Annotated in this window: 19 protein-coding genes, 1 tRNA gene and 1 pseudogene; 9 read left to right on the plus strand and 12 right to left on the minus strand. The window is 54.2% G+C overall.

Features of this window, described 5'->3' with window-relative positions; translation table 11 throughout:
• Positions 1-119 precede the first annotated feature (119 nt).
• Positions 120-1,184 (plus strand): fatty acid desaturase family protein, encoded by a 1,065-nt coding sequence (locus FHG12_RS14055; RefSeq protein ID WP_139516330.1) that lies wholly within the window; start codon positions 120-122, stop codon positions 1,182-1,184.
• A 55-nt stretch (positions 1,185-1,239) separates the two neighbouring features.
• On the opposite strand, the gene FHG12_RS14060 is transcribed toward FHG12_RS14055, so the two are convergent.
• A complete protein-coding gene (locus FHG12_RS14060) occupies positions 1,240-2,061 on the minus strand; it encodes a hypothetical protein (protein WP_139516331.1) in 822 nt (273 codons plus the stop codon).
• Between the two features lie 59 nt (positions 2,062-2,120).
• Between FHG12_RS14060 and rpsA the strand changes: the two are divergent.
• The 3 genes and pseudogenes from rpsA to cphA form a co-directional block, all read left to right on the plus strand.
• Positions 2,121-3,917, plus strand: a pseudogene (gene rpsA, locus FHG12_RS14065) (30S ribosomal protein S1); the annotation flags it as partial.
• Positions 3,918-4,479: 562 nt separating this feature from the next.
• Positions 4,480-4,550, plus strand: a tRNA-Cys gene (locus FHG12_RS14070).
• Positions 4,551-4,821: 271 nt separating this feature from the next.
• Positions 4,822-7,467, plus strand: a complete 2,646-nt coding sequence (gene cphA, locus FHG12_RS14075; RefSeq protein WP_139516332.1) for a cyanophycin synthetase — start codon at positions 4,822-4,824, stop codon at positions 7,465-7,467.
• Between the two features lie 110 nt (positions 7,468-7,577).
• Here cphA and FHG12_RS14080 read toward each other — a convergent pair whose 3' ends face one another.
• On the minus strand, positions 7,578-8,525 hold the full coding sequence (locus FHG12_RS14080) for a hypothetical protein (RefSeq protein WP_139516333.1): 948 nt from the start codon (positions 8,523-8,525) through the stop codon (positions 7,578-7,580).
• 110 nt (positions 8,526-8,635) lie between these two features.
• On the opposite strand from FHG12_RS14080, the gene FHG12_RS14085 reads away from it, so the two are divergent.
• Both FHG12_RS14085 and kdsA read left to right on the plus strand, forming a co-directional pair.
• Complete coding sequence (locus FHG12_RS14085; RefSeq protein ID WP_139516334.1) at positions 8,636-9,244, plus strand: methyltransferase domain-containing protein; 609 nt, start codon at positions 8,636-8,638, stop codon at positions 9,242-9,244.
• A 111-nt stretch (positions 9,245-9,355) separates the two neighbouring features.
• Positions 9,356-10,210: a 3-deoxy-8-phosphooctulonate synthase gene (gene kdsA / locus FHG12_RS14090; protein ID WP_139516335.1), complete on the plus strand. Its 855-nt coding sequence runs from the start codon at positions 9,356-9,358 to the stop codon at positions 10,208-10,210.
• A gap of 19 nt (positions 10,211-10,229) precedes the next feature.
• On the opposite strand, the gene FHG12_RS14095 is transcribed toward kdsA, so the two are convergent.
• Both FHG12_RS14095 and apaG read right to left on the minus strand, forming a co-directional pair.
• The gene (locus FHG12_RS14095) at positions 10,230-11,069 is read right to left on the minus strand and encodes an O-methyltransferase (protein ID WP_139516336.1); all 840 of its coding nucleotides are present in this window, start codon (positions 11,067-11,069) and stop codon (positions 10,230-10,232) included.
• Between the two features lie 12 nt (positions 11,070-11,081).
• Complete coding sequence (apaG, locus tag FHG12_RS14100; protein WP_139516337.1) at positions 11,082-11,468, minus strand: Co2+/Mg2+ efflux protein ApaG; 387 nt, start codon at positions 11,466-11,468, stop codon at positions 11,082-11,084.
• Between the two features lie 111 nt (positions 11,469-11,579).
• On the opposite strand from apaG, the gene ung reads away from it, so the two are divergent.
• Positions 11,580-12,245, plus strand: coding sequence for a uracil-DNA glycosylase (gene ung, locus FHG12_RS14105; protein ID WP_139516338.1), 666 nt, complete (start codon positions 11,580-11,582; stop codon positions 12,243-12,245).
• A gap of 163 nt (positions 12,246-12,408) precedes the next feature.
• Here ung and lepB read toward each other — a convergent pair whose 3' ends face one another.
• The 6 genes from lepB to FHG12_RS14135 all read right to left on the minus strand — a co-directional run bounded on the left by lepB (position 12,409) and on the right by FHG12_RS14135 (position 17,977).
• Positions 12,409-13,581 carry a signal peptidase I gene (gene lepB / locus FHG12_RS14110; RefSeq protein ID WP_139516339.1) on the minus strand — a complete coding sequence of 391 codons (1,173 nt, stop codon included), beginning with the start codon at positions 13,579-13,581 and terminating at the stop codon, positions 12,409-12,411.
• Between the two features lie 150 nt (positions 13,582-13,731).
• A complete protein-coding gene (gene dapB / locus FHG12_RS14115) occupies positions 13,732-14,451 on the minus strand; it encodes a 4-hydroxy-tetrahydrodipicolinate reductase (protein ID WP_139516340.1) in 720 nt (239 codons plus the stop codon).
• Positions 14,448-15,089, minus strand: coding sequence for a DUF5683 domain-containing protein (locus FHG12_RS14120; protein ID WP_139516341.1), 642 nt, complete (start codon positions 15,087-15,089; stop codon positions 14,448-14,450). Before FHG12_RS14120 ends, dapB begins: the two co-directional genes overlap by 4 nt.
• 188 nt (positions 15,090-15,277) lie before the next feature.
• Positions 15,278-16,243 carry a ParB/RepB/Spo0J family partition protein gene (locus FHG12_RS14125; protein ID WP_139516342.1) on the minus strand — a complete coding sequence of 322 codons (966 nt, stop codon included), beginning with the start codon at positions 16,241-16,243 and terminating at the stop codon, positions 15,278-15,280.
• A gap of 159 nt (positions 16,244-16,402) precedes the next feature.
• Positions 16,403-17,209, minus strand: coding sequence for a ParA family protein (locus FHG12_RS14130; RefSeq protein WP_139516343.1), 807 nt, complete (start codon positions 17,207-17,209; stop codon positions 16,403-16,405).
• An 87-nt stretch (positions 17,210-17,296) separates the two neighbouring features.
• Entirely contained in the window at positions 17,297-17,977 is a 681-nt protein-coding gene (locus FHG12_RS14135) for a metal-dependent hydrolase (RefSeq protein WP_139516344.1), read from the minus strand.
• A gap of 137 nt (positions 17,978-18,114) precedes the next feature.
• On the opposite strand from FHG12_RS14135, the gene FHG12_RS14140 reads away from it, so the two are divergent.
• Positions 18,115-19,782, plus strand: coding sequence for an ABC transporter substrate-binding protein (locus FHG12_RS14140; protein WP_139516345.1), 1,668 nt, complete (start codon positions 18,115-18,117; stop codon positions 19,780-19,782).
• A 116-nt stretch (positions 19,783-19,898) separates the two neighbouring features.
• Here the strand turns inward: FHG12_RS14140 and yidC are convergent, their stop codons facing one another.
• Positions 19,899-21,749, minus strand: a complete 1,851-nt coding sequence (yidC, locus tag FHG12_RS14145) for a membrane protein insertase YidC (RefSeq protein WP_139516346.1) — start codon at positions 21,747-21,749, stop codon at positions 19,899-19,901.
• Positions 21,750-21,957: 208 nt separating this feature from the next.
• Positions 21,958-23,580 carry a CTP synthase gene (locus tag FHG12_RS14150; RefSeq protein ID WP_139517824.1) on the minus strand — a complete coding sequence of 541 codons (1,623 nt, stop codon included), beginning with the start codon at positions 23,578-23,580 and terminating at the stop codon, positions 21,958-21,960.
• 312 nt (positions 23,581-23,892) lie between these two features.
• Between FHG12_RS14150 and FHG12_RS14155 the strand changes: the two genes are divergently transcribed.
• Complete coding sequence (locus FHG12_RS14155; protein WP_139516347.1) at positions 23,893-25,242, plus strand: D-alanyl-D-alanine carboxypeptidase/D-alanyl-D-alanine-endopeptidase; 1,350 nt, start codon at positions 23,893-23,895, stop codon at positions 25,240-25,242.
• Positions 25,243-25,253: the final 11 nt, after the last annotated feature.

Consider the following 25,253-nt stretch of genomic DNA (forward strand, 5'->3'; position numbering starts at 1 on the left):
GGCCGTTTTGTAATTTTCCTGGGCCGTCTGGTTACTGACGAGCAACTGATTTGAATTAACTCACATCCGTTGAGGTTGTAGCCCCGTACCTTTGTGGGTATCCCATTTTACGGTTGTTCATGTCAGTTCCCAAATTTGCTGCTTCCCGCTCGTTCCATACTGAGCTAAAACGCAGAATCAACGACTACTTCGAAGAGGTAGGCAAATCCACCACCGGTACTTCCAGTCTCTTTGTTAAGGCCGTAGTGCTGTTAGTCGCATTTGTATTTTTATATGTCCACCTGGTATTTTTCACACCGCCTGTGCTGTTGGCTGTGCTTGAATGTATGCTGATGGGTGGCGTAGGGGCAGCAATTGGCTTCAACGTGATGCACGACGGAGCGCATGGCAGCTTCAGCAAATCGAAGTTTGTCAACAGTTTCGCAGCCTTCACGCTCAACGTAATGGGTGGCAACAGCTTTATGTGGAACATGAAGCACAATCTTATCCACCACATGTACACCAACGTCGATGGCGTTGACGACGATATCGATGTGCAGCCTTGGATGCGCATGAGCTCCACGCAGCCGCGCCACAAGCTGCACCGTTTCCAGCACCTCTATTTCTGGTTTCTGTACAGTCTGCTCTACATCGCCTGGATTTTTGTGATGGATTACCAGAAGTATTTCAAAGGCAAAATCGGCTCGATGCCCATCAAAAAGATGTCGTTCAGCGATCAGTCGGTGTTCTGGGGTTTCAAGGCGTTGCACTTGGTGCTGTTCATTGTACTGCCGATTTATATGCTGGGCTTTGTAAGCTGGATGATTGGCTTCCTGGCGTTTGGCAGCGTGGCCGGCTTTACTTTGAGCCTAGTTTTCCAATTGGCGCACACGGTAGAGCACGCCGCTTTCCCAATGCCCCACGAAATTACCAACAAGCTGGAAGATGAGTGGGCCATCCATCAGATCAAAACCACCGCTAACTTTGCTACCCATAACAAAGTGATTAGCTGGCTGGTAGGGGGGCTGAACTTCCAGGTTGAGCACCATTTGTTTCCGAAGATCTCGCACGTACACTATCCTGCTATCAGCAAGATTGTCAAGCAGATGTGTGAGGAGTTCAATATCGAATATAACGAGTATCCAAAGATGCGCTACGCAGTGGCGTCGCACGTATCATTCCTGCGCCAGATGGGTCGGGCGTAACTTGAGCCATATTAACCAGAAAGCCCCGCCTGCTGTAGCAGGCGGGGCTTTCTGGTTAATAGTACCAGTTGTCTACGGACTGTCTTGCTGTTATTGTCCACTTATGATGCCGCTTCTCGACGCAGTACAAGCTGACTCTCCCGCCGCCAAGGTCAGAATAAGTCATTTGAAATACGCCTTTGTCGAAAAACTTATTAAATCCCACTCTTGAAAATCGAATGAAATCATATTTTCCCTTTGAGTCGAGTAGGGGTAAAGGTACCAAGCGTATAGGTCGCTTTGCATAGTATTGCATTGCCTTACATGGCCCTTTCCGGACCGTGTTAAGAGAATCTTTCTTGTCCCACATTTGCATAAGCAATGGGAAAAAAGCAGAGTCCAAATGATGCTCTTGCATAATCTTAAATGCTTCTTTTCGAGCGTTCCTTTTTTGTTCTTCATCCGGACAATCAAAGCACAGTACTCCTAATCTTAGAGGAAATCCGAACTCCTCTATAATATCAAGAGTGATTGGTTTATGCAGAGAAGCTGCATAAGCTTGAGATACACTATCATGAGATAAGCCAACAGGTAAAGGAGGCCGCCTAAATCGCCACAGAACATCAGTTTGAATGGTTTGGTTGAATAGAGCAACCAACACTGAATCTTCTTGCTGCTGATAAAACGTATTGCTAGGAGAATAAATATCAGCTTCTGTGTGGCAGGCTTGAGCTACAAATAGTATTACTACCCAAGACAGCAGAATCCAGTTTTTCATAGCCTGAATATAGATAGCTTCATCCATGCTGTTTGCCTGCGGAAACCTGCTTATCATTCCGTATCTTTGCCGCCCCGCCAGGGTGGCGGGCCTGTGGCTGAGGCTCAGGAAGTTACTCATAACGCGTTCCGGCTTTTGGCCCCAAACCGGACGTGTATAGCAGGGCCGCAGCAAACATAATGGCAGAAGTAGTAGATAACTTCGATTGGGACAACGTCGGAGCGGCGCAGTTTGGTGGTAACTATACCGCTGAGCAGCGTGCCGAGATGGAAAAAATGTACAGCGACACGCTGACAACCGTCCAGGAAGAAGAAGTGATCAAAGGAACCGTAGTGGGCATTACCGACCGCGACGTAATCCTGAACATCGGCTTCAAATCCGACGGCCTTGTGCCCTTGTCGGAATTCCGCGACTTGGTTGACCTGAAAGTAGGCGACCAGGTAGAGGTGTTCATCGAAGACCAAGAAGACGCTAACGGCCAGCTGATCCTGTCGCGCAAGAAGGCGAAGATCAAGCAGGCATGGAAGTCGATCTACGACGCGCTGGAAAATGATACCATCCTGGAAGGCGTTGTAAAGCGTCGTACCAAAGGTGGTCTGATCATGGACCTGGACGGCGTAGAGGCTTTCCTCCCCGGCTCACAAATTGACGTGAAGCCTATCCGTGACTTCGACATCTATGTAGGTCGTCGCATGGAAGTGAAAGTGGTAAAAATCAACGCCGCTTTCGACAACGTAGTAGTTTCGCACAAAGTCCTGATCGAGAAAGACCTCGAGAAGCAGCGCGAAGCCATCCTCAATAACCTGGAGAAAGGCCAGATCCTCGAAGGCGTTATCAAGAACATGACCAACTTCGGTGTGTTCATCGACCTTGGTGGCGTAGATGGTCTGTTGCACATTACCGACATCTCGTGGGGCCGTATCGCGCACCCGAGCGAAGTGTTGCAGCTCGACCAGAAGCTCAACGTGGTAGTTCTGGACTTCGACGAAGCCAAGAAGCGTATCTCGTTGGGTCTGAAGCAGTTGACTCCTCACCCGTGGGATTCGCTGCCCGCCGACATGGGCGTAGGCTCGAAGGTGAAAGGCCGCATTGTGAACGTTGCCGACTATGGCGCGTTCATGGAAATCATCCCCGGCGTAGAAGGTCTCATCCACGTTTCGGAAATGTCGTGGAGCCAGCACTTGCGCAACCCGCAGGACTTCATTAAGCAAGGCGACGTAGTTGAAGCGCAGATCCTGACGCTCGACCGCGAAGACCGCAAGATGAGCCTCGGCATCAAGCAATTGACCGAAGATCCATGGACCCGCGCTGACTTCGGCACGAAGTACGCCGTAGGCACCAAGCACAACGGTCTGGTGCGCAACCTGACCAACTTCGGCCTGTTCGTAGAGCTGGAAGAAGGTGTGGACGGCCTCGTGCACGTTTCGGACCTGTCGTGGACCAAGAAGATCAAGCACCCTTCGGAAGTAGTGAAGGTGGGCGATCGTCTGGACGTGGTGGTGCTCGAACTCGACGTAGCCAATCGTCGTCTGGCGCTGGGCCACAAGCAGTTGGAAGAAAACCCTTGGGATACGTTCGCTACGGTGTTCACTCCTGGCTCGGTTCACCGTGCTACCATCACCGAGAAGAACGACCGCGGCGCGGTGCTCGAGTTGCCTTACGGCATCGAAGGCTTCGCTTATCCGAAGTCGTTGCAGAAAGAGGATGGTTCGCAGGCTGAAAACGGCGAATCGCTCGACTTCCGCGTGGTAGAATTCTCGAAGGATGACCGTCGTATCGTTCTGTCGCATTCGGCTGTTTACAACCAGGCACAGGAAGAAGACACGCGTGCTTCGAAGTTCGCGAAGAAGAAGCCCGCTGCTGGTGCTCCGGCTGCCGGTGCTGCTCAGGGTGATGCCAAAGCTAACGACGCCAAGAAATTGGCTCCGGCTGAAAAGTCGACCCTCGGCGACCTCGATGCATTGTCCGCTCTGCGTGACCGCATGATGGGCAACGAACGCGATGCTGGTGTGCAAAAGCTGCAGGCCAACGCCGAAGCCAAGGCTCCTAAGGCGGCTGCTAAAGCTGAAGAGGCTCCGGCCGCTGAAGCTCCTGCTGAAGAAGCCCCCGCCGCTGGCGGCATTCTGTCGGCCGTAACCGGCGCTGCTTCGGCGGCTTTCGATAAGGTGAAAGAAGTTGCTGGCGACGCTGTTGAAGCTGCTACGCACTCCGAAGCTTTCGAGAAAGCCAAAGAATTGGCTGGTGACGTAGTTGAGCGTGCTACGGAAGTAGCTGGCGACGTAGTCGACAAGGCGAAAGACCTGATTAGCGGCGACGAAAACGCCGACAAGAAGGACGAAGAGAAAGCCTAATCTTTTTTCTTAAGCTGATTGGAAAGGTCCCGGAGCAATCCGGGACCTTTTCTTTTGAATAGGAAACCGAAGCACCCAGGTCTTCTCACAGGAGGTCAGTGACTTACAGCGGCAGAAGCTTAAAAACCGCGTAGTGGTTTGGCAAAAGCAATATTATCCTGTAGCTTTGCATCCCATTCAAAAACCAGGTGACGTGACCGAGTGGCTAGGTAGAGGTCTGCAAAACCTCCTACAGCGGTTCGAATCCGCTCGTCACCTCTTTTTCCTAGTTCCTGTTTTCGTTTAGCTCTGTGCCCCAGCCGATTAGCCCCGGCTGGGGTTTTTTGCTTTTATGGCTTTGAGGAGAGTGTATTTTTATTTCGATAAATGTCTTATTATGAGATTGTTATAAATAAATTTAGGTTGAAGCCCTCGGGTTCATTACCTTATGATAAGGTGGCAAACAGTCCTAGCGGCCCGTTGTCACAACATCCTTGGCGCAAACTCACTCGTACAACCGCGCACAACTTTCTTCCATCTCCCTTTCCTTATGAAGATCATTGACCTGCGCACGATGCGCGGCCCGAGTTACTTCTCCGTCAAGCACCACAAGCTTATTGTGATGAAGGTTGACTTAGAGGACTTTGCCGACAAGTGGTCGAATGCTGTAGCTGGCTTAGCTGGTCGGTTGACAAAGCTTTTTCCTGAACTGGGCAAATCCCGGGTGGTTTCGGACTCGGTAAAGCAATCGGCCAAAAACCCGCCCCTGACCAAAGAACAACTTGCTGATGGAGAGCCTCTTGGCCACGTAATCCAGCATGTGGCCTTGGAACTACAACGATTGGCCGGCATGCCGGTGTACTGGGGCAAGTCGTATCCGGCGCACGAGGCAGGGGTGGAGTTTGTGGTGTTTGCCTACCAAGAAGAACGTGCTGGCCGCGTAGCTGCCGAAGCGGCAGTAGAAATCGTGGAAAGCCTTTGCCGGAAGCAAAAGACTGATATTAAGGGCATTGTAAATGAGCTGCACGACATTCGCGAGCAAGAATTCTTCGGACCAAGTACCTATAGCATTGTAGCCGAAGCGGCGTCGCGTGGGATTCCGTATATCCAGCTCAAAAACAGCAACATCATCCAGCTGGGGTACGGCGTAAACCAAAAGCGCATCTGGGCGACTACTACCACTTATACCTCGCACGCGGGAGTTGAGATTGCTGGTAACAAGAACCGGACAAAGGCCATGCTGCGTGATGCCGGCGTACCTGTGCCGCGCGGTACTACCGTGTATTCGCCTGAGGGCCTGCGCGATGCGATTGACGAGTTGGGGTTCCCCATTGTGACCAAGCCGCTAGATGGCAACCACGGTAAAGGAGCTACCATCAATATTTCGAACTGGAAAGAAGCCCTTGCGGGGTTCAAAGCCGCGCAGGTGTATTCGCGAGCGGTTATTGTCGAGCAGTTTGTGACAGGGTTTGACTACCGACTACTGGTAGTTAACGGTAAGCTGATCGCGGCTGCCAAGCGCACGCCTGCAGCCGTTGTTGGTGATGGCGAGAGCACCATTCAACAGCTCATCGATAAAGTGAATCGCGACCCGCGTCGGGGTGTGGGGCACGAAAAAGTGCTGACGGCCATCAAGGCCGACAAGCATACGATGGCGATTTTGAAGGCTAGAGAACTGACGCTCAAATCGGTGCTGCCCCAAGGTGAGACGCTGTATCTGAAGAGTACTGCCAACATCAGCACCGGTGGCACTGCCAGCGATGTGACTGATCTGGTCGATCCGTACAACGTCTTATTGGCCGAGCGCGTGGCGGGCATCATAGGGCTCGACATCTGCGGCATCGACCTTCTTACCACAGATATTGCCATCCCACTAAACGAAACCCGCGGCGCAGTGATCGAAGTAAATGCGGCGCCGGGCTTCCGGATGCACATTTCGCCTACGGAAGGGCTGCCCCGCAACGTGGCTGCTCCAGTGGTCGATATGCTGTTTCCGCCCACGAGCGAGTCACGCATTCCGATCATTGCCATTACGGGTACCAACGGCAAAACCACCACTACCCGCCTGATAGCGCATATTGTAGCAGCACAAGGCTATAAAGTGGGCTTCACCACCACGGATGGCATTTATATTCAGGGCAAACAACTGCAAAAAGGTGATTGTACCGGCGGCCAAAGCGCTGAGTTTGTGCTCAAAGACCCGACCGTCAACTATGCAGTGCTCGAAACCGCGCGCGGGGGCATGTTGCGCTCGGGGCTGGGCTTTACTAGTTGCGATATAGCCGTGGTTACCAACGTCGCAGCCGACCATTTGGGGATGCGCGACATCCATACGGTGGAAGAAATGGCCAACGTGAAAGCGGTGTTGCCGCGGACTGTAAAAAAGGATGGCTGGGCTGTGCTCAACGCCGACGACGAGCTGGTATTCGGTATGTGTCGCCAACTGGATTGCCGCGTGGCTTTGTTCAGTATGAACGAAAACAACCCCCGTATTCTCGACCATGTGGAGAACGGGGGAGTGGCCGCCGTGTACGAAGAAGGCTACATTACCATATACAAAAACAGCTACAAGCTCCGCATTGACCGGGCTGCGGAGTTTCCGATTACGTTCGGCGGCCGCGCAACATTCAACATCGAAAACAGCCTGGCAGCTGCGTTGTCGGCTTATCTGGCGGGCTTTGGCCGCGATGAGATCAAAACGGCGTTGCGCACGTTTGTGCCCTCGGCCACCAAGACTCCGGGCCGGATGAACGTCTACCGATTCCCGGATTTTGAAGTCATTGTAGATTACGCCCATAATACAGCCGGTATCGAGAAATTCGCGGAGTTTCTCGACAACACGCCCGCGACGCATAAAGTAGGCGTGGTATCGGGCCTGGGCGACCGTCGCGAGGAAGATACCATCGGTTTCTCCCGCGTGATCGGCCGTATTTGCGATGAGGTGATTTTACGCCAAGACCGCGATCTGCGCGGCAAAACCGCCGAAGAAATCCGGACCTTGATGGAGCACGGCCTTCGCCTCGACAAACCCGATCTGCCGATCACCTACATCGAAGACGAAATGCAGGCCATTGACCACATACTCACAACGGCGCAGAAAGGCTCGGTGATCGTCATGCTCACCGAAAATATTTCGGGGACGCTCAAAAAGCTCGATTCGTACGAAGCTTCTCTTATGGAGAAAACGGCGAAATAGAGAGAAATAATAATCATTCATATCTATCTGATTATTAAATAAATATAAAAACGGCCCGCTGCGTGAGCAGCGGGCCGTTTTCGTTACTGAATCCAAGCCTAAGTAGAAGCTTATTTCAGCGTGAAGGTGGTTTTACCGATCATCACGCCGCCTGAATAAAGCTCAACAGTGTGCAAACCCGTTTTGTAAGCCGCGCCTTTGGCATAGATGAATTGCACGGGCTGGCGCGTGTTGTCGTACACGATGTCCTGCTTAGCTGTGTAGAAGGCTTCGGAGCCGTCGATCATGAAGGTGCCGCCGCCGGTGCTCAGGTTGTAGAGAGCTGAGCCGTCGGGCTCGATTAGGCGCATCATGATCTCTTTGGTTTCTTTCGGGGCCACGTCGTTGCGAGCCAAGTTGAAAGTTACTTTTACCTTTTCTACCCGCTTGGCTTTGAACTCGTTATCGTCGTCGTCCTTTTCCTTGTTACGGGAGTTGATAACGCCCACGCGGATGTTTTCGGCCTGCAACCGCGACGCGATCGCTACCTTCTCCGACAAATCTTGGTTGGTGCGGGCGATGGTGGTGATGGTGTCGGTCAGCTTGTTTTGCCGTTCCTTCAGGGTGGTGGTTTCGGTGTAAAGTGCTTCGTTATCCGACTTCAGCTGAGCGATTTCTTCGTCTTTCTTTCTGAGCTGATTTTCGAAGTTGGCGGCGCGCTCTTTAAAGCGGCGCTGCTCTGCAATAGAAAAGCTGCCGGCCCGGAATGAGCGAAGCTTAATCAAATCAGCATTGACGGCCGCAATGCGTGCTTCCAGCGAGTCGTTGGCTTGGCCCATGGCCTGTACCTCTTGGCTTTGGCGTTCAAAATCGGCTTTGATCGCTTCGTACTGCTTGATCTGCTCCTCCAGCTTAATGTCTTTTTCCTTGACCGTGGCGGTAAGCTGCTCGTTTTGCTTTCCCTTTTGCTGATTCATGTAAAACAGAAAGCCGTTGATGCCCAGCAGCACCAGAATCAGTGCCACAATCAGCAGCACTCGGTTGTTGTTCTTTGGCTCGGGGCTTTGGTTTTGTTCCATAGCAGGAGAATTAAGTTAAGCCGGACAATCCGGACGGTAAGTTACCTTTATGCACAAAAATAGAGGGATTGTCCACTCAGGCAAGTTTCACGCATAAATACTAAGTCTGCATGAAATCGGATTTACTATTTGGACAAGAGTATTGGAGTAGCCGCTACGCGACCGGCCGAACCGGATGGGATGCTGGTATTATAACGCCGCCGCTACGGGATTATTTTGCGCAACTGGGCCCACCCACCGCCCTACGCATTCTGATACCCGGCGCCGGCAAAGGGTACGAGGCTGAGTATCTGTATACTATGGGCTGGCCTAACGTGTTTGTGGCCGATTTGGCGCCCGAGGCATTACAGGCATTGCAGGCGCGGGTTCCGGATTTCCCCGCCGATCATTTGTTGCAGGAAGATTTTTTTGCACTAAGCCCAGAGCCGCCCTACAACCTCATTGTGGAGCAAACCTTTTTTTGTGCCATCGACCCGGCCCGCCGCGCCGACTACGCCCGCAAGTGCTCCGAGTTGCTGCGGCCGGGCGGCAAACTGATGGGCGTACTGTTCGACCGGGAGTTTGGCTCGGCTTCTGAGCCACCCTTCGGCGGTACCCGAGAAGAATACCGCGCTTATTTTGCTCCGTACTTCGAGTTCCTTCACTTCGAAACTGCGTATAACTCTCTAAAGCCTCGCCAAGGTCAGGAGCTGTTTATCTGCTTGAAAAACAGACATTAGCAGCAGGCCACGTAGCGATAAAACACTACTTGACCTGCTGCCTTCCTTTTCGTTGAACCCCAAAATTGTCCTACCGCGCAGCTGTTACAGCTTGTGCTTTATTTCATTCTCATGCTCGAATCCTTAACCAACGTCCTGCCGCATTTCCGCAATACCAATTCTGGTCAGTTCTTTTTGATGGCAGGGCCCTGCGTCATCGAAGGCGAAGACATGGCCCTGCGCATTGCCGAAAAGGTGAAGCACATCACCGACAAGCTCCAGATTCCCTACATTTTCAAGGGTTCGTACCGCAAGGCCAATCGTTCGCGCATCGATTCGTTCACGGGCATCGGCGACGAAACGGCGTTGCGCATTCTGCAGAAAGTCAGTCAGGAAATCGGGGTTCCGACCGTGACCGACATCCACGAATCGGAGGAAGCCGCTTTTGCTGCCGAGTACGTGGACGTGCTTCAGATTCCGGCATTTCTGTGCCGCCAGACTGACTTGCTGATTGCGGCTGCCAAAACCGGTAAAGTAGTGAATATCAAGAAGGGGCAATTCCTGTCGGGCGAAGCGATGCAATTTGCCGTTGATAAAGTACGGCAGTCGGGTAATCCGCATGTCATCCTCACCGACCGCGGCAATTCCTTTGGCTATTCCGACCTAGTAGTGGATTTTCGCAACCTGCCTGCCATGCGCAGCTTCGACGTACCCGTGGTGATGGACGTAACGCATTCGCTGCAACGTCCTAACCAAGCCAGCGGCGTAACGGGCGGCCAACCGGCTCTGATTGAGACCATTGCAAAAGCCGCCATTGCTGTGGGCGCCGATGGGCTGTTCATCGAAACCCACCCCACGCCAGCTACCGCCAAGTCGGATGGGGCGAACATGCTGGCGCTCGATCAATTGGAAGCCCTGCTGACGAAGCTAACCCGCATTCGGCAGGCTTTGCAGGACGAAGGCAGCATTGCGCCGATTTCTACATAAACACTTGATTTTCAAGCGTTTATCCAGAAAACCATTTGGTGCTGTTCAGAAGCTTATCCAATGGATGGCCAAAGCGCAGCGAAAAGTCTTGTTTGGGTTGGTTCTTCCGGAAGAAAACCAAGCCGATAAAGTATAGGTCAACGGTCAGGCGCACTTCCGGGTGCTGCTTGATCGTTTGCCAGGCACGTTCCATTTCCGAAGACCAATGAATGTCGTCGAAAACGAATACGCTGTCGTCTGTACGGCGCGTGAGGCACTGCTCGAAGTAGCGCACAGTAGGCTCGTAGCGGTGGTTCCCGTCGAAAAAAGCGAAGTCTATCGGGCCGGGTAGCGCCGCAAGGGTAGGAGCCAAGGTGTCATCTAAGTTGCCCTCGACGAGTTGTACGTTGTTTAGCTTCAGCTTATTAAACGTTTGGCGAGCGACCGCGGCCGTATTGGGGCAACCCTCAAACGTCACCGTCTGCGCCCGTAAGCAGGGCGAGGCCAGATACGCCGTGGTTAGGCCCAACGAAGTTCCTAGCTCAAGAATAGTATGGGGCTGGAAATGATTAACCAACCTGAAAAGCAATTGCCCAAACATGCGTGGCTTAGCCGCTGTGCGGGCAATATCCCGGATGCGGCGCTGACGGCCAGCTCCGGTATGCGAGCCCGCGCCGAAATCCCGGACAGCTATCGAATCGGAGGTGTGAAGCAGCTCACGCCGGCGGGCTTCAATGGGCGCATAAGCTCGGTATTCACCATCGTGGTTGATGACGTGGTTATAGAGCCCAAAAACGAACGGGGAATGCAGACCGTGCGCATTCCCCGAGCGGAGGTAAAATTGTAAGAAGCTGTATGCCTGAAAGATAAGAGGCGGCACGCGTAACGGGTATTAATTCAAGCGGTATGGCACCACAAGGGTAAATTCTGGAATGTCAACGGTAAACTCCTTGCCATCAACGAGGCGCTCCATCTGGTAGGTGCCCCGCATCTTGCCCAAGCCGCTTTTTAAGTTGCAGCCCGATACGTATTGGTGCGAATCGCCGGGTTCTAACGTAGGCTGCTGGCCCACCACGCCTTCGCCTTCCACTTCACGCGTAACGCCGTTAGCATCGTAAATGTACCAGTGCCGACGCAGTAGTTTTACGGTGTATTCGCCGTTATTACGGATATCAATCTTGTAGGCAAATACGTAATGCTCCTGGCCGGGGCTGGAATAATCTGGCAAGTAATTGGTCGTGACGGTTACCGTTACGCCCTGCGTCGTCGTCGTATTCATGGCTCCAATGCGATTCTTATAAGAGGCTAACAGCCGTTTTCGGAATTTGGTTTATCTACGCAGCTTGCCCCAAAAAAGGCTTACTTAACTCGAAAAAAATCCAATCCTACTATGACCGTAAAGATAGAAGAAAGCTGGCGCAAGGTGTTGCAGTCGGAGTTTGAAAAACCGTATTTCCAGCAGCTCATCACCTTTGTGCGCGACGAATACGCCAAAGGCCCTGTTTATCCGCCGGGACCACAAATTTTTCACGCTTTCGACGCCTGCCCTTTCGACAAGGTTAAGGTAGTAATCTTAGGGCAAGATCCATACCACGGGCGCGGGCAGGCGCACGGTTTAGCGTTCTCCGTCAACCCAGGTGTGCGCACGCCGCCTTCTCTGCTCAATATCTTCAAAGAGTTGCAGTCTGACCTGCCGGGTACGCCGGCTCCGGCCAACGGCAACCTTGACCGCTGGGCACAACAAGGAGTGTTGTTGCTCAACGCCACCCTTACAGTGCGGGAAAGCGATGCGGGCTCGCACCAGAAAAAAGGCTGGGAACAATTTACCGACGCTGTTATTCAGAAGGTTGCCGAGCAAAAGCAGCACGTCGTGTTCATTCTCTGGGGCGCTTATGCCCAGAAAAAAGGCGACTTTATTGATCAGCGCAAACACTTGATTCTTAAAGCTGCCCACCCTTCGCCTTTCGCCGCCGACCGAGGTTTTTTCGGCTCGCGCCCGTTCAGCAAAACCAACGCGTATTTGCAAGAGCACGGCGAACAACCTATTCAGTGGTGATCTGAACCACGGAGTGCGTGTCATATTTGTAATGACTTGATAATCAATAAATTATAAATATGATGTAAGCAAACAAAAAAGCCTTGGCCGACTGCCAAGGCTTTTTTGTTACTGAATTAACCGTCGACGAAGTCCGTGAACTCCGCAAAATCCGCGGTCCGGATTAGTCGATGAAGTTGAACAGACGGTTCCAGCGAATTTTGTGGAAGAAGTCAGCATATGGATCAACCGACAGCCAGATGAGTACTGCCTTTCCCACAACGTGGTCTTCCGGAACGAAGCCCCAATACCGCGAATCCAGCGAATCGTGCCGGTTGTCGCCCATCATGAAGTAGTAATTCTGCTTGAAGGTGTAGCTGGTCATTGGCTTGCCATCTTGCAGGAGCACGCCGTTGGCAACGGTTACACCCTTGTTATGCTCGTAGCGGGTAATGATCTTCAGGTAGATGGGCGTGTTTTGCGGCGTGAGCTGTACCGTCTGGCCTTTCTTGGGGAGTTGCAACGGCCCGTAGTTGTCCATGTTCCACTTCAACGCAACGCTGCTTTCACTGGGAGGCGTGCTAGCCGGATAATCGGGGTTGTTGGGGAAAATAGTCGGATCGGGTTTGCCGGCCGGTACTTTATCCAGCACAACTCCCTTTATGTAAGGCTGTTGCTTGAAGAAATTGGCAGAAGCGGGCGTAGCATCTACCATATAGGCGGGGCCGTAGGGTGTGTATTGCGGCTGCGGTACACCGGTCGCGGCGTTGTTAAAATCCGTAATGCCCTGCTCCTTGAAAATCTTGTCGCGCACTGGCTCATTGACTTGCAGGTAATAACGGTTCTGGCTTTGCGGCGGGTTCTGCGCCGGCTTTCCGTTGATGTACACCTGCATGTCCTTGATCTCCAATACGTCGCCGGCTACAGCAATGCAACGCTTGATGTAGTTGGTGCGCAAATCGGCCGGAAATTGGTTTTCAAACGGCACATTGAAAACGACCACATCGTTGCGCTTGATTTCCGAGAAACCGGGCAGGCGGTAGGAGGGCAGTTGAATGAGATCGGAGTAGCTTGGCAGGCTCGTCCCCCACAGGGTCTGGTGTGTGAGCGGAACCTGCAAGGGCGTCTGCGGCGTACGGGGCCCGTAGTGTAGCTTGCTCACAAACAGGTAGTCACCTACTAGCAGCGTATGCTCCATGGAGGGCGTCGGGATGGTATAGGCCTCGAACGTAGCCCACCGAATGAGCGTCGCCGCCACTACCGCGAACAGTATCGCATCGCCCCATTCCCGAAAAAAGCCTTTGGGCTTCTTGGGGGTTGCGGTTTCGGGTTGTTTTTCCCAGAATTTTACGGCCATAGGTAGATAGGCAAACAGAGGTACAGCAATGCCCGGCAAATGCGGGCTACAAATGAGAAACGGAATATCCGATTAATTACGCGAATCCGATATTCTGGTGCAGTGTGCAACACGCACAACTTGAAAAGAATCCCGAAAAATAAGGCTTGGTTATAGGCCCAGCATGTCCTTCATTCCAAACACGCCTTTGCGGCCCACCAGCCACTCGGCGGCTAATAAGGCGCCCTGCACGAAACCGTCGCGGGTGTGCGCTTCGTGCTTGAGTTCGATGGTATCGGCTTCAGAAGAATACGTAACGATATGCGTGCCCACGACCGAGCCCGTGCGCTCAGAAAGCACCGCCAACTCGTGGTCGGCTTGGGAGGGCTCGTTGCGCCACATGGTTTTGGCAGGGAAGTGCCGGATGATGCCTTCTGCTGCCGTAAGTGCCGTGCCGCTCGGCTGATCGACTTTCTGGGTATGGTGAATTTCGCGTACCTGCACATCGTAGCCGCCAAACTGGTGCATTTTGGCGGCGATGTACTCGTTGAAATGGAAGAATAAGTTGACGCCGACGCTGTAATTCGAGGCGTAAAACAGCGCTCCGCCCGTTTCCTTACATAAGTCTCGGGCTTCGGGAAAGTGGTGCAGCCACCCCGTAGACCCGCACACCACCGGCAAGCCCTGCTGCAGGCAGGCCATTACGTTGGCAAAAGCCGCATCGGGGTGCGTAAATTCGATGGCTGCATCAACAGAGGTCGCATCGAAGTCGGAAATATGAACACCGGGCCGCGAAGGGTCCACAATACCGGCAATTTGGTGGCCGCGCGCAATGGCTTGAGCCTCAATGGCTTTGCCCATTTTGCCGTGACCAATCAGCAACAGCTTCATTTGGTAGAGCGAGTAGATTTTAGGTTCAGCGTAATGGCCACGCCGGGTGCGCTTGGCGCCGTCGGAACGCGCAGCAGCGTTGGGTTCCAGTGCACGCTCAGGTCGTCGCTGACGTCGAAGTCGCGCAAATGAGCATCCACCAGCGCATCCACGATTGTCATGCCGTAAGCTAAAAGCGAATAGGCAATGAATTGGTCGCGGTAGCGCCGGTAAAAAATAATACCGGCGCGCACGTTTTCAGCGCTGGTTTCTTGGCTCGACCGTGGACCGGGGTCAGGTAACCCCTGTTGCCGCGCTCGGAAGCCCGTTACGTATTCTTTGTAGCGACTTTGGTAGAAGAATTCAACGCCCAACGTGCCACCGACAGCCCCGTACACGAGGGGAAGTTTCCAGTATTTGTGATTGTATACCTGGCCGGCACCCGGAATGAAAGCCGCTAGCAACACCGCCTTCGTAGGAGGCGTCACCTTCATGCCCAGTAGGCGAGCCGTCTTACGCAACGAATCGGGCACGGCCGGCGCGTCCACCTGAGTTGAGTCGGGCCCTGCGGTAACCACTTGCGCCTGCGCCGTGCCAAGCACAGAAGTTGCCAATACTAGCAACAGCATGAGTAGCAGAGCGCGCGAAGTGACTAACATACAAGGCGTTACCATACGTGGCAAACAAGATTAAGAAGAAAGCCGACAGCTAAGCAGGTATACAGGGCTGTGCAGCAGGCAAACGAAAGGCAGCGAGGTCTAAGTGTACCAGGCATGGCCTTGAACAGCAAAAAGCTTGGCACACACAGGTGCTAAGCTTTTTGAAGGCGTTCGCTTGCCAACTGCGCTTAGTCGGGGTGGAGGATGTGCAGGATGCGCTGCATGTCTTCCACCGAATCGAACGCGATCTTGATTTCACCGCGGCCTTGCGGACCGGGCTTTACCTGCACGCGACTGCCGAAGCGATCGGAGAGGTGGCGCTCGGTCCGGCGTAACTCTGCCACTGGAACGTGCATCTGCGCGTCTGTGGGTGGTTGAGCAGTAGGAGCATCTGTGGCCTTAGGCGCCGAAAGACCTCCCCGAACTAGTTGTTCTACGCGACGTACCGAAAGTTCTTCGTTTACAATGCGCTGAAAGAGAGCCAGTTGCTGATCGGCGTCATCGATGTTGATCAGAGCCCGGGCGTGGCCCATGGAGATCACGGTGTCGCGCAGACCAATCTGGATATCCGGCGGCAGCTTCAACAGACGCAGGTAGTTGGTGACCGTCGAGCGGTTTTTGCCTACGCGGTCGCCCAGTTCTTCTTGCTTCAGGTTGCATTCGCTGACGAGGCGCTGGTAGCTCAGGGCAATTTCAATCGCGTTGAGGTTTTCGCGCTGAATGTTCTCGATCAAAGCCATTTCCAGCATTTGCTGGTCGTCGGCTTTGCGGATATAAGCCGGAATGGTGTCGAGGCCCGCTAGCTTAGAAGCCTGCAAACGCCGCTCGCCGCTGATAAGCTGATAAGCGTTGGTGCCCATCTGCCGAACCGTCACGGGCTGGATAATGCCCTGAATCTTAATGGATTCGGCCAGCTCCTGCAAGGCTTCTTGGTCAAAATGCGTGCGCGGCTGGTACGGGTTGGCCTCGATCATGCCCACCTGAATCATGCCCACCGAATTGACCGGATGCGGAACCAGACCCAAGCGTTCGCTTTTCTTCTCGTAGCTGCCTTCAATTAAGGCGTTTAACCCCCGGCCCAAGCCGCCGATTTTACGTTTGGCCGCCGCGGGAGCCGCTGCCGGCGTGGGTTTTTCTTCGTTCTTCTCTGACATACCTGCAATCAGCTTCCGCCCAATACCGAGCGAAAGCAGGATTCAAAAATACACAAACGGCGGGGAAGGGCCGGAAATTTTCTGCGACGTCGTGCCGTATAATGAAAAACGGCAGACCGTTTTCGTCTGCCGTTTTCTAAGTGCTTAACACGGAAACCCTTATGCCGCCGTATCTTCTGCGGCTTCCGGGTTGGCTTCGATGCTGTTTTTCTCCACAATCTCGCGGGCCAGGTTCAGATAGCTGATCGAGCCTTTGCTTTCGGCGTCGTGCAGGATCACCGGAATGCCAAAGCTCGGCGACTCGCTCAATTTTACGTTGCGCGGGATGATGGTATCAAACACAAGCTGTTGGAAGTGCAGTTTCACTTCTTCCACCACTTGGTTGGAAAGCCGCAGGCGCACGTCGTACATCGTAAGCAAGATGCCTTCGATTTCTAGGTTCGTGTTCAGGCGGCTCTGAATTATCTTGATGGTATTCAGCAGCTTCCCTAAGCCTTCCAAGGCGAAATATTCGCACTGAACCGGAATGATTACAGAGTGCGCGGCCGTCAGGGCGTTCACCGTAATCAGGCCCAGCGATGGTGAGCAGTCGATGATGATGAAGTCGTACTGATCGGCAAGGGGCCGCAGCGCTTCTTTCATCTTCTCTTCCCGGTTGGGCAAGTTGATCATCTCCACTTCAGCGCCCACCAAATCGATGTGGGAGGGCATAAGGTCGAGATGCGGTAACACATTGGTAGTCAAGATGATATCTTGGGCGTTGATGCCGTCTACCATGCATTCGTAAATGCTGTTCTCAATATCCTTCGGATCGAAACCTACCCCCGACGTCGCGTTGGCTTGGGGGTCGGCATCTACCAGAAGGGTACGGTATTCCAGAGCGGCTAAACTAGCCGCCAGGTTGATTGACGAAGTGGTTTTGCCCACCCCGCCCTTCTGATTGGCTACCGCGATAATTTTTCCCATTAGTACTTAGTTGTCAGTTGCGGGTTGTTAGTGGAGAGAAGCTAGCCGTGAGCGTTTTGAGCCCATATCCAGTTTCTAACTAACAACTTACAAATCAATTGTTTCGCCGATGCGCATGAGCACCAGTTCTTTACCGGCTTGCGTTGCTTTCGTACGAGCTTCGTCGTGGTCGATTTTGATAGGCGGGAAGGTATCGTAGTGCATGCCCACGATTTTGGTGGTGCCTATCCAGTCGGCCGCAATCAGTGCATCGTCGATGCCCATGGTGAAGTTATCGCCAATGGGCAGAATGGCAAAATCCAGCTTGTATTGCTCCCCGATCAGCTTCATGTCGTAGGTGAGGGCAGTATCGCCGGCAAAATAAAAGGTTTTGCATTCTGCTTCTATCACAAAGCCGCCCGCCAAACCGCCATACGAACCGTCGGGCATGGAGCTGGAGTGCAGGGCGGCCACCAGTTTCACGGTGCCGAAAGGCAGCTTGGTTTTGCCGCCGATGTTCATGCCGTAGGTCGCTTTTAGTCCCTTCGGACCGAACCATCCCAGCACTTCAAACATTCCTACTAAGTCGGCGCCCGTGCGCTTCCCGATTTCCTCTGCGTCGGCAACGTGGTCGCCGTGGCCGTGGCTGAGCAGGATGAAATCAGCCTCAATTTTGTCCACGTCCACGTCTTTGGCTAACGCATTGGGACGAATAAAAGGATCGAAAAGCACTTTAGCGCCTCCGATTTCCGCCAGGAAGCAGGAGTGCCCGTAGTAGGTCAGTTTCATGGGTGAGTTGTGCGCGGTGGCCGGCGGGCTGTTCGGTTCAGGAAAGCTAGGCTTGCAATGGCAAAGACAAAGCGGATAGCTAAAAGCTAATTGCGATTAGCTTATTTCGTACAAATATACACTGTTTCGTCTTTCTCATGTTTTCGTTTTCACGTCGTTTTGCAGGTTTGGTTGTGCCAATGCTCATAAGCTTGGCAAGTTGCAGCAGCCCTACCCAGTCGACCGACGACCGGCGGGTTTTTCGCTACAACCAGCCCGAATCCCTGACTTCCCTCGACCCGGCTTTTGCCCGCAATCAAGCCAATACCTGGGCGACCACGCAGCTATACAACGGGTTGGTCGAGCTCGACGATCAGCTTAAGCCCGGGCCGTCGATAGCACGTCGTTACGCTATTTCGCCTGATGGTTTGCGCTACACCTTCACGCTCCGGCCCAACGTTCGTTTCCACGACAGCGAAGTTTTTCCGGGCGGCAAAGGCCGGCCCGTGACGGCGCAGGATTTTGTGTACAGCTTCAAACGCCTGCTCGACCCTGCTACCGCCAGTACCGGCGGCTGGATTTTTCGGGGCAAAGTGCTGGAAAATGCTGCTGGTGAGCCAGTAGATACTTGTTTTAAAGCTCTGAACGACAGCACATTGCGCGTTTATCTAAAAGAGCCTTTTATTCCGTTTTTGGGCATCCTGACCATGCCGTACGCGTACGTGGTACCGCGCGAGGCAGTGCAGCGCTACGGCAAGGATTTTCGGGAGCACCCCGTAGGCACGGGGCCGTTTGTGTTTAAGCTCTGGGACGAGGGCAACGCCATCATTTATCACCGCAACCCGCACTACTGGAAAAAAGATGCGCAGGGCCGGCAGCTGCCGTACCTGGATGCCGTGCAGATCAGCTTCATTCAGGATCGCAAAACCGAATTTCTCACTTTTCAGCAGGGCAAGCTGGATTTTCTGTCGGGTATTCGGGCCGGTTCCCGCGATATGATTATGTATCCAGATGGTACTGTGCGTGAGGACTTTAAGGGCAAATTTCGATTGCAGAAGGTTCCGTATCTCAACACCGAATACCTTGGTATTCAGCAAGATCCCACCAACCTGCGCGGCGACAATAACAATCCGGCCTTGCGCGATAAGCGCGTGCGCCAAGCGCTCAATTATGCCCTAAACAAACCCGAACTTATCGCCTATTTCCTAAACAACGTAGGCCGTCCGGGCAATTCGGGTTTTGTGCCGGCGTCTCTGCCTTCGTTCAGCGAAAAGCTGGTGCCCGGCTACACCTATCAGCCCGATAAAGCGCGCCAGCTGCTGCGGGCGGCGGGTTATGGTCCGGGCCATCCGTTGCATTTGCGGTTGAACACCGTAGCCGAGACCAAGGAATACTGCGAGTATTACCAGAAAAAGTGGGCGGAAGTAGGCGTACAGGTCGATATCGATGTAAACCAGGGCGCGGCCCACGGCGAAATGATCGACAACGGCCGGGCTGGCTTTTTTACCCGTTCGTGGCTCGGCGATTATCCGGATGCGGAGAACTATCTGGCCCTGTTCTACAGCAAAAACTTTGCGCCCGCTGGCCCCAACAAAACGCACTTCAAAAACGCCGCCTACGATCGACTGTACGAGCAAGCCAAGCTAGAGCAGAACACCGAGAAGCGCTACGATCTCTACCGCCAGATGGACCGCATCATCGTGGAAGAATGCCCCGTTATTGCCGCCTACTACGATGAGGTTGTGCGTCTCACGCAAAACAACGTGCAAGGTCTCACGCCCAACCCGATGAATCAACTGGTACTGGAACGGGTACGAAAGGAGTAAAATGTTCTTTTGAATAAACCAAAAGCGAACGGCGCTCCAACGAAATGTTGAAGCGCCGTTCGCTTTTGATAAGGAAGGATAAATGATTAGATTTATTGTAATCGGCTGATAGTCAATTACTTGCCTTTTGCCTTCGAAGGGCCTTGCTTTTTGGCTTCGGCTTCACGTTCCTGAGCCGTTTTCATGGCTTCGGCGAGGCGGGCCTGGAAGCCGCCGGGCTTTTTGTCTTTGTTCTTTTCCTTGTTGGCTTCGAGTTGCGCGCGGATCTTGGTGTCGTCGACGAAGCGACGAGTGAGCGCCTGCTGCGCCAGCGTCACGATGTTCGACACGAAGTAATACCACGTCAGGCCGGCCGCAAAGCTGTTGAGCACGAACAGGAAGATGATCGGCATCAAGTAGCTATAGAACTTCATCGGGCCCTGCATGGCCGTGTTGAGCTGGTTGCTCTGCCACGTCATGAGCAGCGTCGAAGCGGTCATGAGCAGCGTGAACAGGCTGACGTGGTCGCCGTACCACTTCACGTAGAAGGGCAGTTTGATGAACACGTCGTACGTGCTTAAGTCTTTGGCCCACAGGAAGTGCTCTTGCCGCAACTCGATGGCGTTGGGGAAGAACTGGTACATCGCGAACAGAATCGGGATGGTGAGCAGCGTCGGCACGCAACCACTCAACGGACTTACGCCCATCGAGGAGTACAGCTTCATGGTCTCGCTCTGCACCTTGGTCTGGTCGTCGCCGTACTTTTCCTTGATCTGGTCAAGCTCCGGCTTTAGCACTTTCATGCGTGCCTGCGACACGTAGGTTTTGTAGGTCAAAGGCCACGTAACCAACTTGATAAGCACCACCAGCAGCGCGATGATCAGGCCGTAGGAGCTGATAAATTTCTCCAAAACGTGGAACACCGGAATCACCACAAACTGGTTGACCCAGCGGAACAGACCCCAGCCCAGGTACACGTTGCGGTCAAAGCCCGGCGCTACGCCTTGCAGAATATTGAGCGTGTTAGGGCCGAAATAGAAGCGGAATTTGGCACCGCCATTTTCCGCATCGGCCACCGGAATGCCCAGCGTCGTGCTCAGCGACTTGATGTAGGTCGAATCTTCCAGATCGACAGTGGAGTTGAACTTGCCGGTGCTGAACTGCTTGTCGGCAATGATGCCGGCCACGAAGAAATCGTGCTTGTGGGCAGCCCACTTCAGCGGCTCCGCGACTTTAACCTCTTCCGGCTTCTCCGAAGCCTCCGCCAGCGCGCCGTGGTCGTCGTTGGCGAGGTAGTGGTTGATGGTAGTGTGGTTGCGGTTTTGCTTCAGGTCCTGTTCCGTTTGGCGCACATTGTCCAGAAAGCTGAACGTGATGGGCTCCTGGGCAACAATGCTATTCAAGCCGGTAAAGCGCAGAGTATAAGCCAGTTCGTAGGAGTCGTTGAACAGCGTATAGTCTTGCTCGATGCGGCCGCCCGCAGCCTCGGCCGCAAACGTAAGGCGCTGGCCCTGGCGCTCGCCTTCCGTTACGGATTGTGGCGCGCCGGTAGGCTGGAAATACAAATCGGAGAAGCGAACGGTCTGGCCAGCAGTAGTGCGGAATTGCAAGTCAAGCTTGGCGCTTTTGGCGTCAAACAGGTCGAGCGGCTGGCCGAAAAATGTCTTGTAACCATTCAGGCGAACGGCTTCGATGCGGCCGCCCTTGCTGGAAAACGTAACCGAAATCTTGCCGTTCTGTAATTGTGCCTGCTCAGCCGTGCCTTGAGCCGCCGAAGCGAAGGAGCCCAGCGTGCGTGCAGCGGCTGCCGAATCCAGCGGAGCGGCGGAAGCTACCGCGGTATCGGTTCGGGCGGCGGTGCTGGCGGCAGTCGTAGGCTTCTTGGCAGCGTCTGGGTTTTCTTTGGGAGGTTTCGGCTGAAAGAAAAACAGGTAGACGAGAAGCAAGGCCGAAATGATAAAGAGGCCTGTTGCTGAGTTTTTGTCCATTTAAAGAACTGGCTGGAAAGTAGAGAGGCGCAGGGCGCCGCGGAAAACAAATGGGAAAGATCGCCCTTCAAAAATCCGGCGAACTTCAGTAAAGTTCGTTGGTGGCAGGCTTTTTCGTTGAGTACCAGATATTTTGTCAGGGGAAGAGCAGAGAACGTCGGCTGCGCGCACGTCAAAAGGCGCTGCCAGACGTGCAAGTGCGCTTCTTCTAAATCTCGTTTTTATGATGCTGGATGGCCGCCTTCACGAAGCGCACAAACAGCGGATGCGGGGTTTGCACGGTGCTCTTGAGCTCGGGGTGAAACTGGCCGGCTACGAACCACGGATGGCCTTGCAGCTCAATGACTTCCACCAAACCCGTTGCCGGGTTGATGCCCGAAGCCACCATGCCCGCCTCTTCGAACTGCTTGAGATAGTCGTTGTTGAACTCGTAGCGGTGGCGATGGCGCTCGCTGATGTGGTTGCGGCCGTAAGCTTTGGCGGCCTTCGAACCTTTGCGCAGCTCGCAGTCGTAGGCACCTAGGCGCATGGTGCCGCCCTTCTGTGTGATGTTTTTCTGCTCCTCCATCATCGCAATGACGGGGTCGGGTGTGAGCGCGTCCATCTCCGTGGAGCTGGCTTGGGGCAAGCCCAACACGTTGCGGGCAAACTCTACGGCGGCGCATTGCATGCCCAGACAAATGCCGAAGAACGGGATGCCGTTTTCGCGCACGTACCGGATGGCCGTCACTTTGCCCTCAAAGCCACGCTCGCCAAAACCGGGGGCCACCAACACGCCATCAACGCCGTGCAGCAGCTGGGTGATGTTTTCCGGCGTGATATGGTCCGATTGGATGCTGCGCACCGTCACCTTGCACTCGTTTTGAGCGCCAGCGTGCACAAACGACTCATTGATAGACTTATACGCGTCGGGTAGCTCTACGTACTTGCCTACCAGCGCGATGGTCACTTCCTCAGTTGGGTTCTTCAGCTTGCCCAGGAAGTCCTTCCACGCTTCAAGGTCGGGTATGGAGGCGCCGCCTACTAGCTTAAGCTTTTTGATAACCCGTTCGTCGAGGTGCTCTTTGAGCATCAGCAACGGCACCGAATAGATGCTGTCGGCATCCAGCGACTCGATAACGGAGTTGATTTTGACGTTGCAAAACAGCGCGATTTTCTTGCGCATCTCCAACGGGATCGGGTACTCGGAGCGGCACACCAGAATGTCGGGTTGCAGACCGGCACTGCGCAAATCGCGCACGGAGTGCTGCGTAGGCTTGGTTTTCAGCTCGCCAGCCGCTTTCAAATAAGGCAGCAGCGTGAGGTGAATTACCAGCGAGTCGTAAGGGGGCAATTCCCAACGCAGTTGGCGCACGGCCTCCACAAACGGCAGCGATTCGATGTCGCCGATGGAGCCGCCAATTTCGGTGATTACCACGTCGAACTCATCGCCTTGGCCGAGCAGCAACATGCGCCGCTTGATCTCGTCGGTGATGTGCGGCACGACCTGTACCGTCTTGCCGAGGTACGCGCCTTCGCGCTCCTTGCGGATGACGTGGTCGTAGATGCGGCCGGTCGTGACGTTGTTGGCCTGCGACGTGGGCGTGTTCAGAAAACGCTCATAATGACCCAGATCCAGATCGGTCTCGGCGCCGTCGTCGGTCACGAAGCACTCCCCGTGTTCGTACGGGTTCAGCGTACCGGGGTCAATGTTGATGTACGGGTCGAACTTTTGGATGGTGACGCGGAAGCCGCGGGCTTGCAGCAGCTTGGCCAGGGAAGCGGATATGATTCCTTTTCCCAGGGAGGAGGTCACCCCGCCCGTTACGAAGATGAACTTGGCGGTATTCACGGTTTGAGGAGCGCGGTCTGGCATAACAAATCGCGCGCAAAGGTAGAGGATTAAGTTGGAGAGGCCGCGGGTCGGCCGGTGATAAGCCGAAATGCCAGCCTTCGCCAGCACCCCCGTGGGCTGAAATGTAAAGGTACGACTTATAAACGTAACTACTTGATAATAAATATATTATAAATATTCGATTTCTCTTAACTCCGCGTTATCACCCGACAACTCACGGCTTTGAATTACCTGTCCGGTGTATGGTTTAGCTACTATTTTATTCTACGCTTCCGCTTGCGCATCTTGCAAAGCCAAGCGCTACCCTAGATGTCCCTTCGTTTTCTTGTTCTGTTCTTTCTGGCTCTGTTGCCTTTGATGGGCGCAGCTGCACATTCCGATGAAGAAGCGGCCATCGACCGGGGCCACCGCGGCAAAGGTCCCAACTGGCTGGAGCGCATGATGGACAAGTCGGAAGTGCTGGCCAAACACAACGTAGGCGTGTGCATCACCGACGTCGCGACGGGCGAACAACTATACGGGCTGAATGCCGAGCGCTACTTCACGCCGGCCAGCAACATGAAGCTGTTTAGTTTGTATGCCGGGTTGCATTTGTTGGGCGACTCGCTGCCGAGCCTGCGCTACGTGGTGCGCCACGATTCGCTGGTCTTCTGGGGTACCGGCGACCCTACGTTGCTGCACGGCGACGTACCCAGCCGGCGGCAATTCGATTTCCTGGAAAACCGGCCTGAAAAGCTGTTTTATTGTCAAATACCTTGTGTTGAACCCTTTGCGCCCGGCTGGACCTGGGACGACTACAACTATTATTACCAGCCCGAGCGCGGTCCGTTTCCCATTTATGGGCACACGGTGCGCTTTTACGCCAAAGCCGGGCAGGCCAAGCCGCGCATCGCGCCCCGCGACTTTGCCGCATCTGTGGAGCCGGCGCCGCCGGGCTACCGAAGCAGCGACCATGTGCGCCGGGCCGTGCTCGAAAATCGGTTTTTCGTGTTGCCGTTTACCAAAAACTGGATCGACGAAACGCCTTTTCGTACCAGCCCGGAGTTGCTCCTGAAGCTCCTGCAAGACACGCTGCATCGGTCGGTCGGCACGGCGCCGTGGCGCCTGCGTCCGCAGGATTCGGTGCGCACGCTGGCGGGCTTGCCAGTCGATTCGCTGTATCGCCGGATGCTGCAAGTGAGCGACAACTTCCTGGCCGAACAGCTGGTGCTGATGTGCTCCACGAAACTCGGCCGCGACTCGCTCGATACCAACCGCGTGATTCGGCTGGTAACGAAGCAGTATCTGCAAGACATGCCCGACGCCCCGCAGTGGGTCGATGGCTCCGGGCTTTCGCGCCTCAACCTCGTGACGCCGCGCACGCTGGTCGCCTTGCTGCTCAAGCTACACCGAGAAGTGCCCGAGCCGCGCCTGCTGAGCTTATTGGCAGCAGGCGGCGGCCACGGTACGCTGCGCCGCGTGTACCACGATGCCAGCGGCCCGTGGTTTTGGGGCAAAACCGGTACGCTCACCAACAACCACAATGTGTGCGGCTATCTGCGTACTAAAAAAGGTAATCTCTTGGCAGTCAGCTTCATGAACAATAACTTCTTGCAGGATACCGGCGACATCCGCAAAGAGATGGAGCGTATTCTAAAGGAAGTGCGCGAGCGAATGTAGTCGCTGGCGCG

Origin of the sequence: Hymenobacter jejuensis (assembly GCF_006337165.1) — a bacterium.
GTDB lineage: Bacteria > Bacteroidota > Bacteroidia > Cytophagales > Hymenobacteraceae > Hymenobacter > Hymenobacter jejuensis.

Coding starts and splice junctions, on each gene's coding strand:
- ung (WP_139516338.1), top strand. CDS start 11,580: ATGACCGTAAAGATAGAAGAAAGCTGGCGCAAGGTGTTGCAGTCGGAG.
- FHG12_RS14085 (WP_139516334.1), top strand. CDS start 8,636: ATGAAATCGGATTTACTATTTGGACAAGAGTATTGGAGTAGCCGCTAC.
- yidC (WP_139516346.1), bottom strand. CDS start 21,749: ATGGACAAAAACTCAGCAACAGGCCTCTTTATCATTTCGGCCTTGCTT.
- FHG12_RS14080 (WP_139516333.1), bottom strand. CDS start 8,525: ATGGAACAAAACCAAAGCCCCGAGCCAAAGAACAACAACCGAGTGCTG.
- FHG12_RS14135 (WP_139516344.1), bottom strand. CDS start 17,977: ATGAAACTGACCTACTACGGGCACTCCTGCTTCCTGGCGGAAATCGGA.
- apaG (WP_139516337.1), bottom strand. CDS start 11,468: ATGAATACGACGACGACGCAGGGCGTAACGGTAACCGTCACGACCAAT.
- FHG12_RS14060 (WP_139516331.1), bottom strand. CDS start 2,061: ATGAGTAACTTCCTGAGCCTCAGCCACAGGCCCGCCACCCTGGCGGGG.
- FHG12_RS14140 (WP_139516345.1), top strand. CDS start 18,115: ATGTTTTCGTTTTCACGTCGTTTTGCAGGTTTGGTTGTGCCAATGCTC.
- cphA (WP_139516332.1), top strand. CDS start 4,822: ATGAAGATCATTGACCTGCGCACGATGCGCGGCCCGAGTTACTTCTCC.
- FHG12_RS14130 (WP_139516343.1), bottom strand. CDS start 17,209: ATGGGAAAAATTATCGCGGTAGCCAATCAGAAGGGCGGGGTGGGCAAA.
- dapB (WP_139516340.1), bottom strand. CDS start 14,451: ATGAAGCTGTTGCTGATTGGTCACGGCAAAATGGGCAAAGCCATTGAG.
- FHG12_RS14155 (WP_139516347.1), top strand. CDS start 23,893: ATGTCCCTTCGTTTTCTTGTTCTGTTCTTTCTGGCTCTGTTGCCTTTG.
- kdsA (WP_139516335.1), top strand. CDS start 9,356: ATGCTCGAATCCTTAACCAACGTCCTGCCGCATTTCCGCAATACCAAT.
- FHG12_RS14055 (WP_139516330.1), top strand. CDS start 120: ATGTCAGTTCCCAAATTTGCTGCTTCCCGCTCGTTCCATACTGAGCTA.
- FHG12_RS14125 (WP_139516342.1), bottom strand. CDS start 16,243: ATGTCAGAGAAGAACGAAGAAAAACCCACGCCGGCAGCGGCTCCCGCG.
- lepB (WP_139516339.1), bottom strand. CDS start 13,581: ATGGCCGTAAAATTCTGGGAAAAACAACCCGAAACCGCAACCCCCAAG.
- FHG12_RS14120 (WP_139516341.1), bottom strand. CDS start 15,089: ATGTTAGTCACTTCGCGCGCTCTGCTACTCATGCTGTTGCTAGTATTG.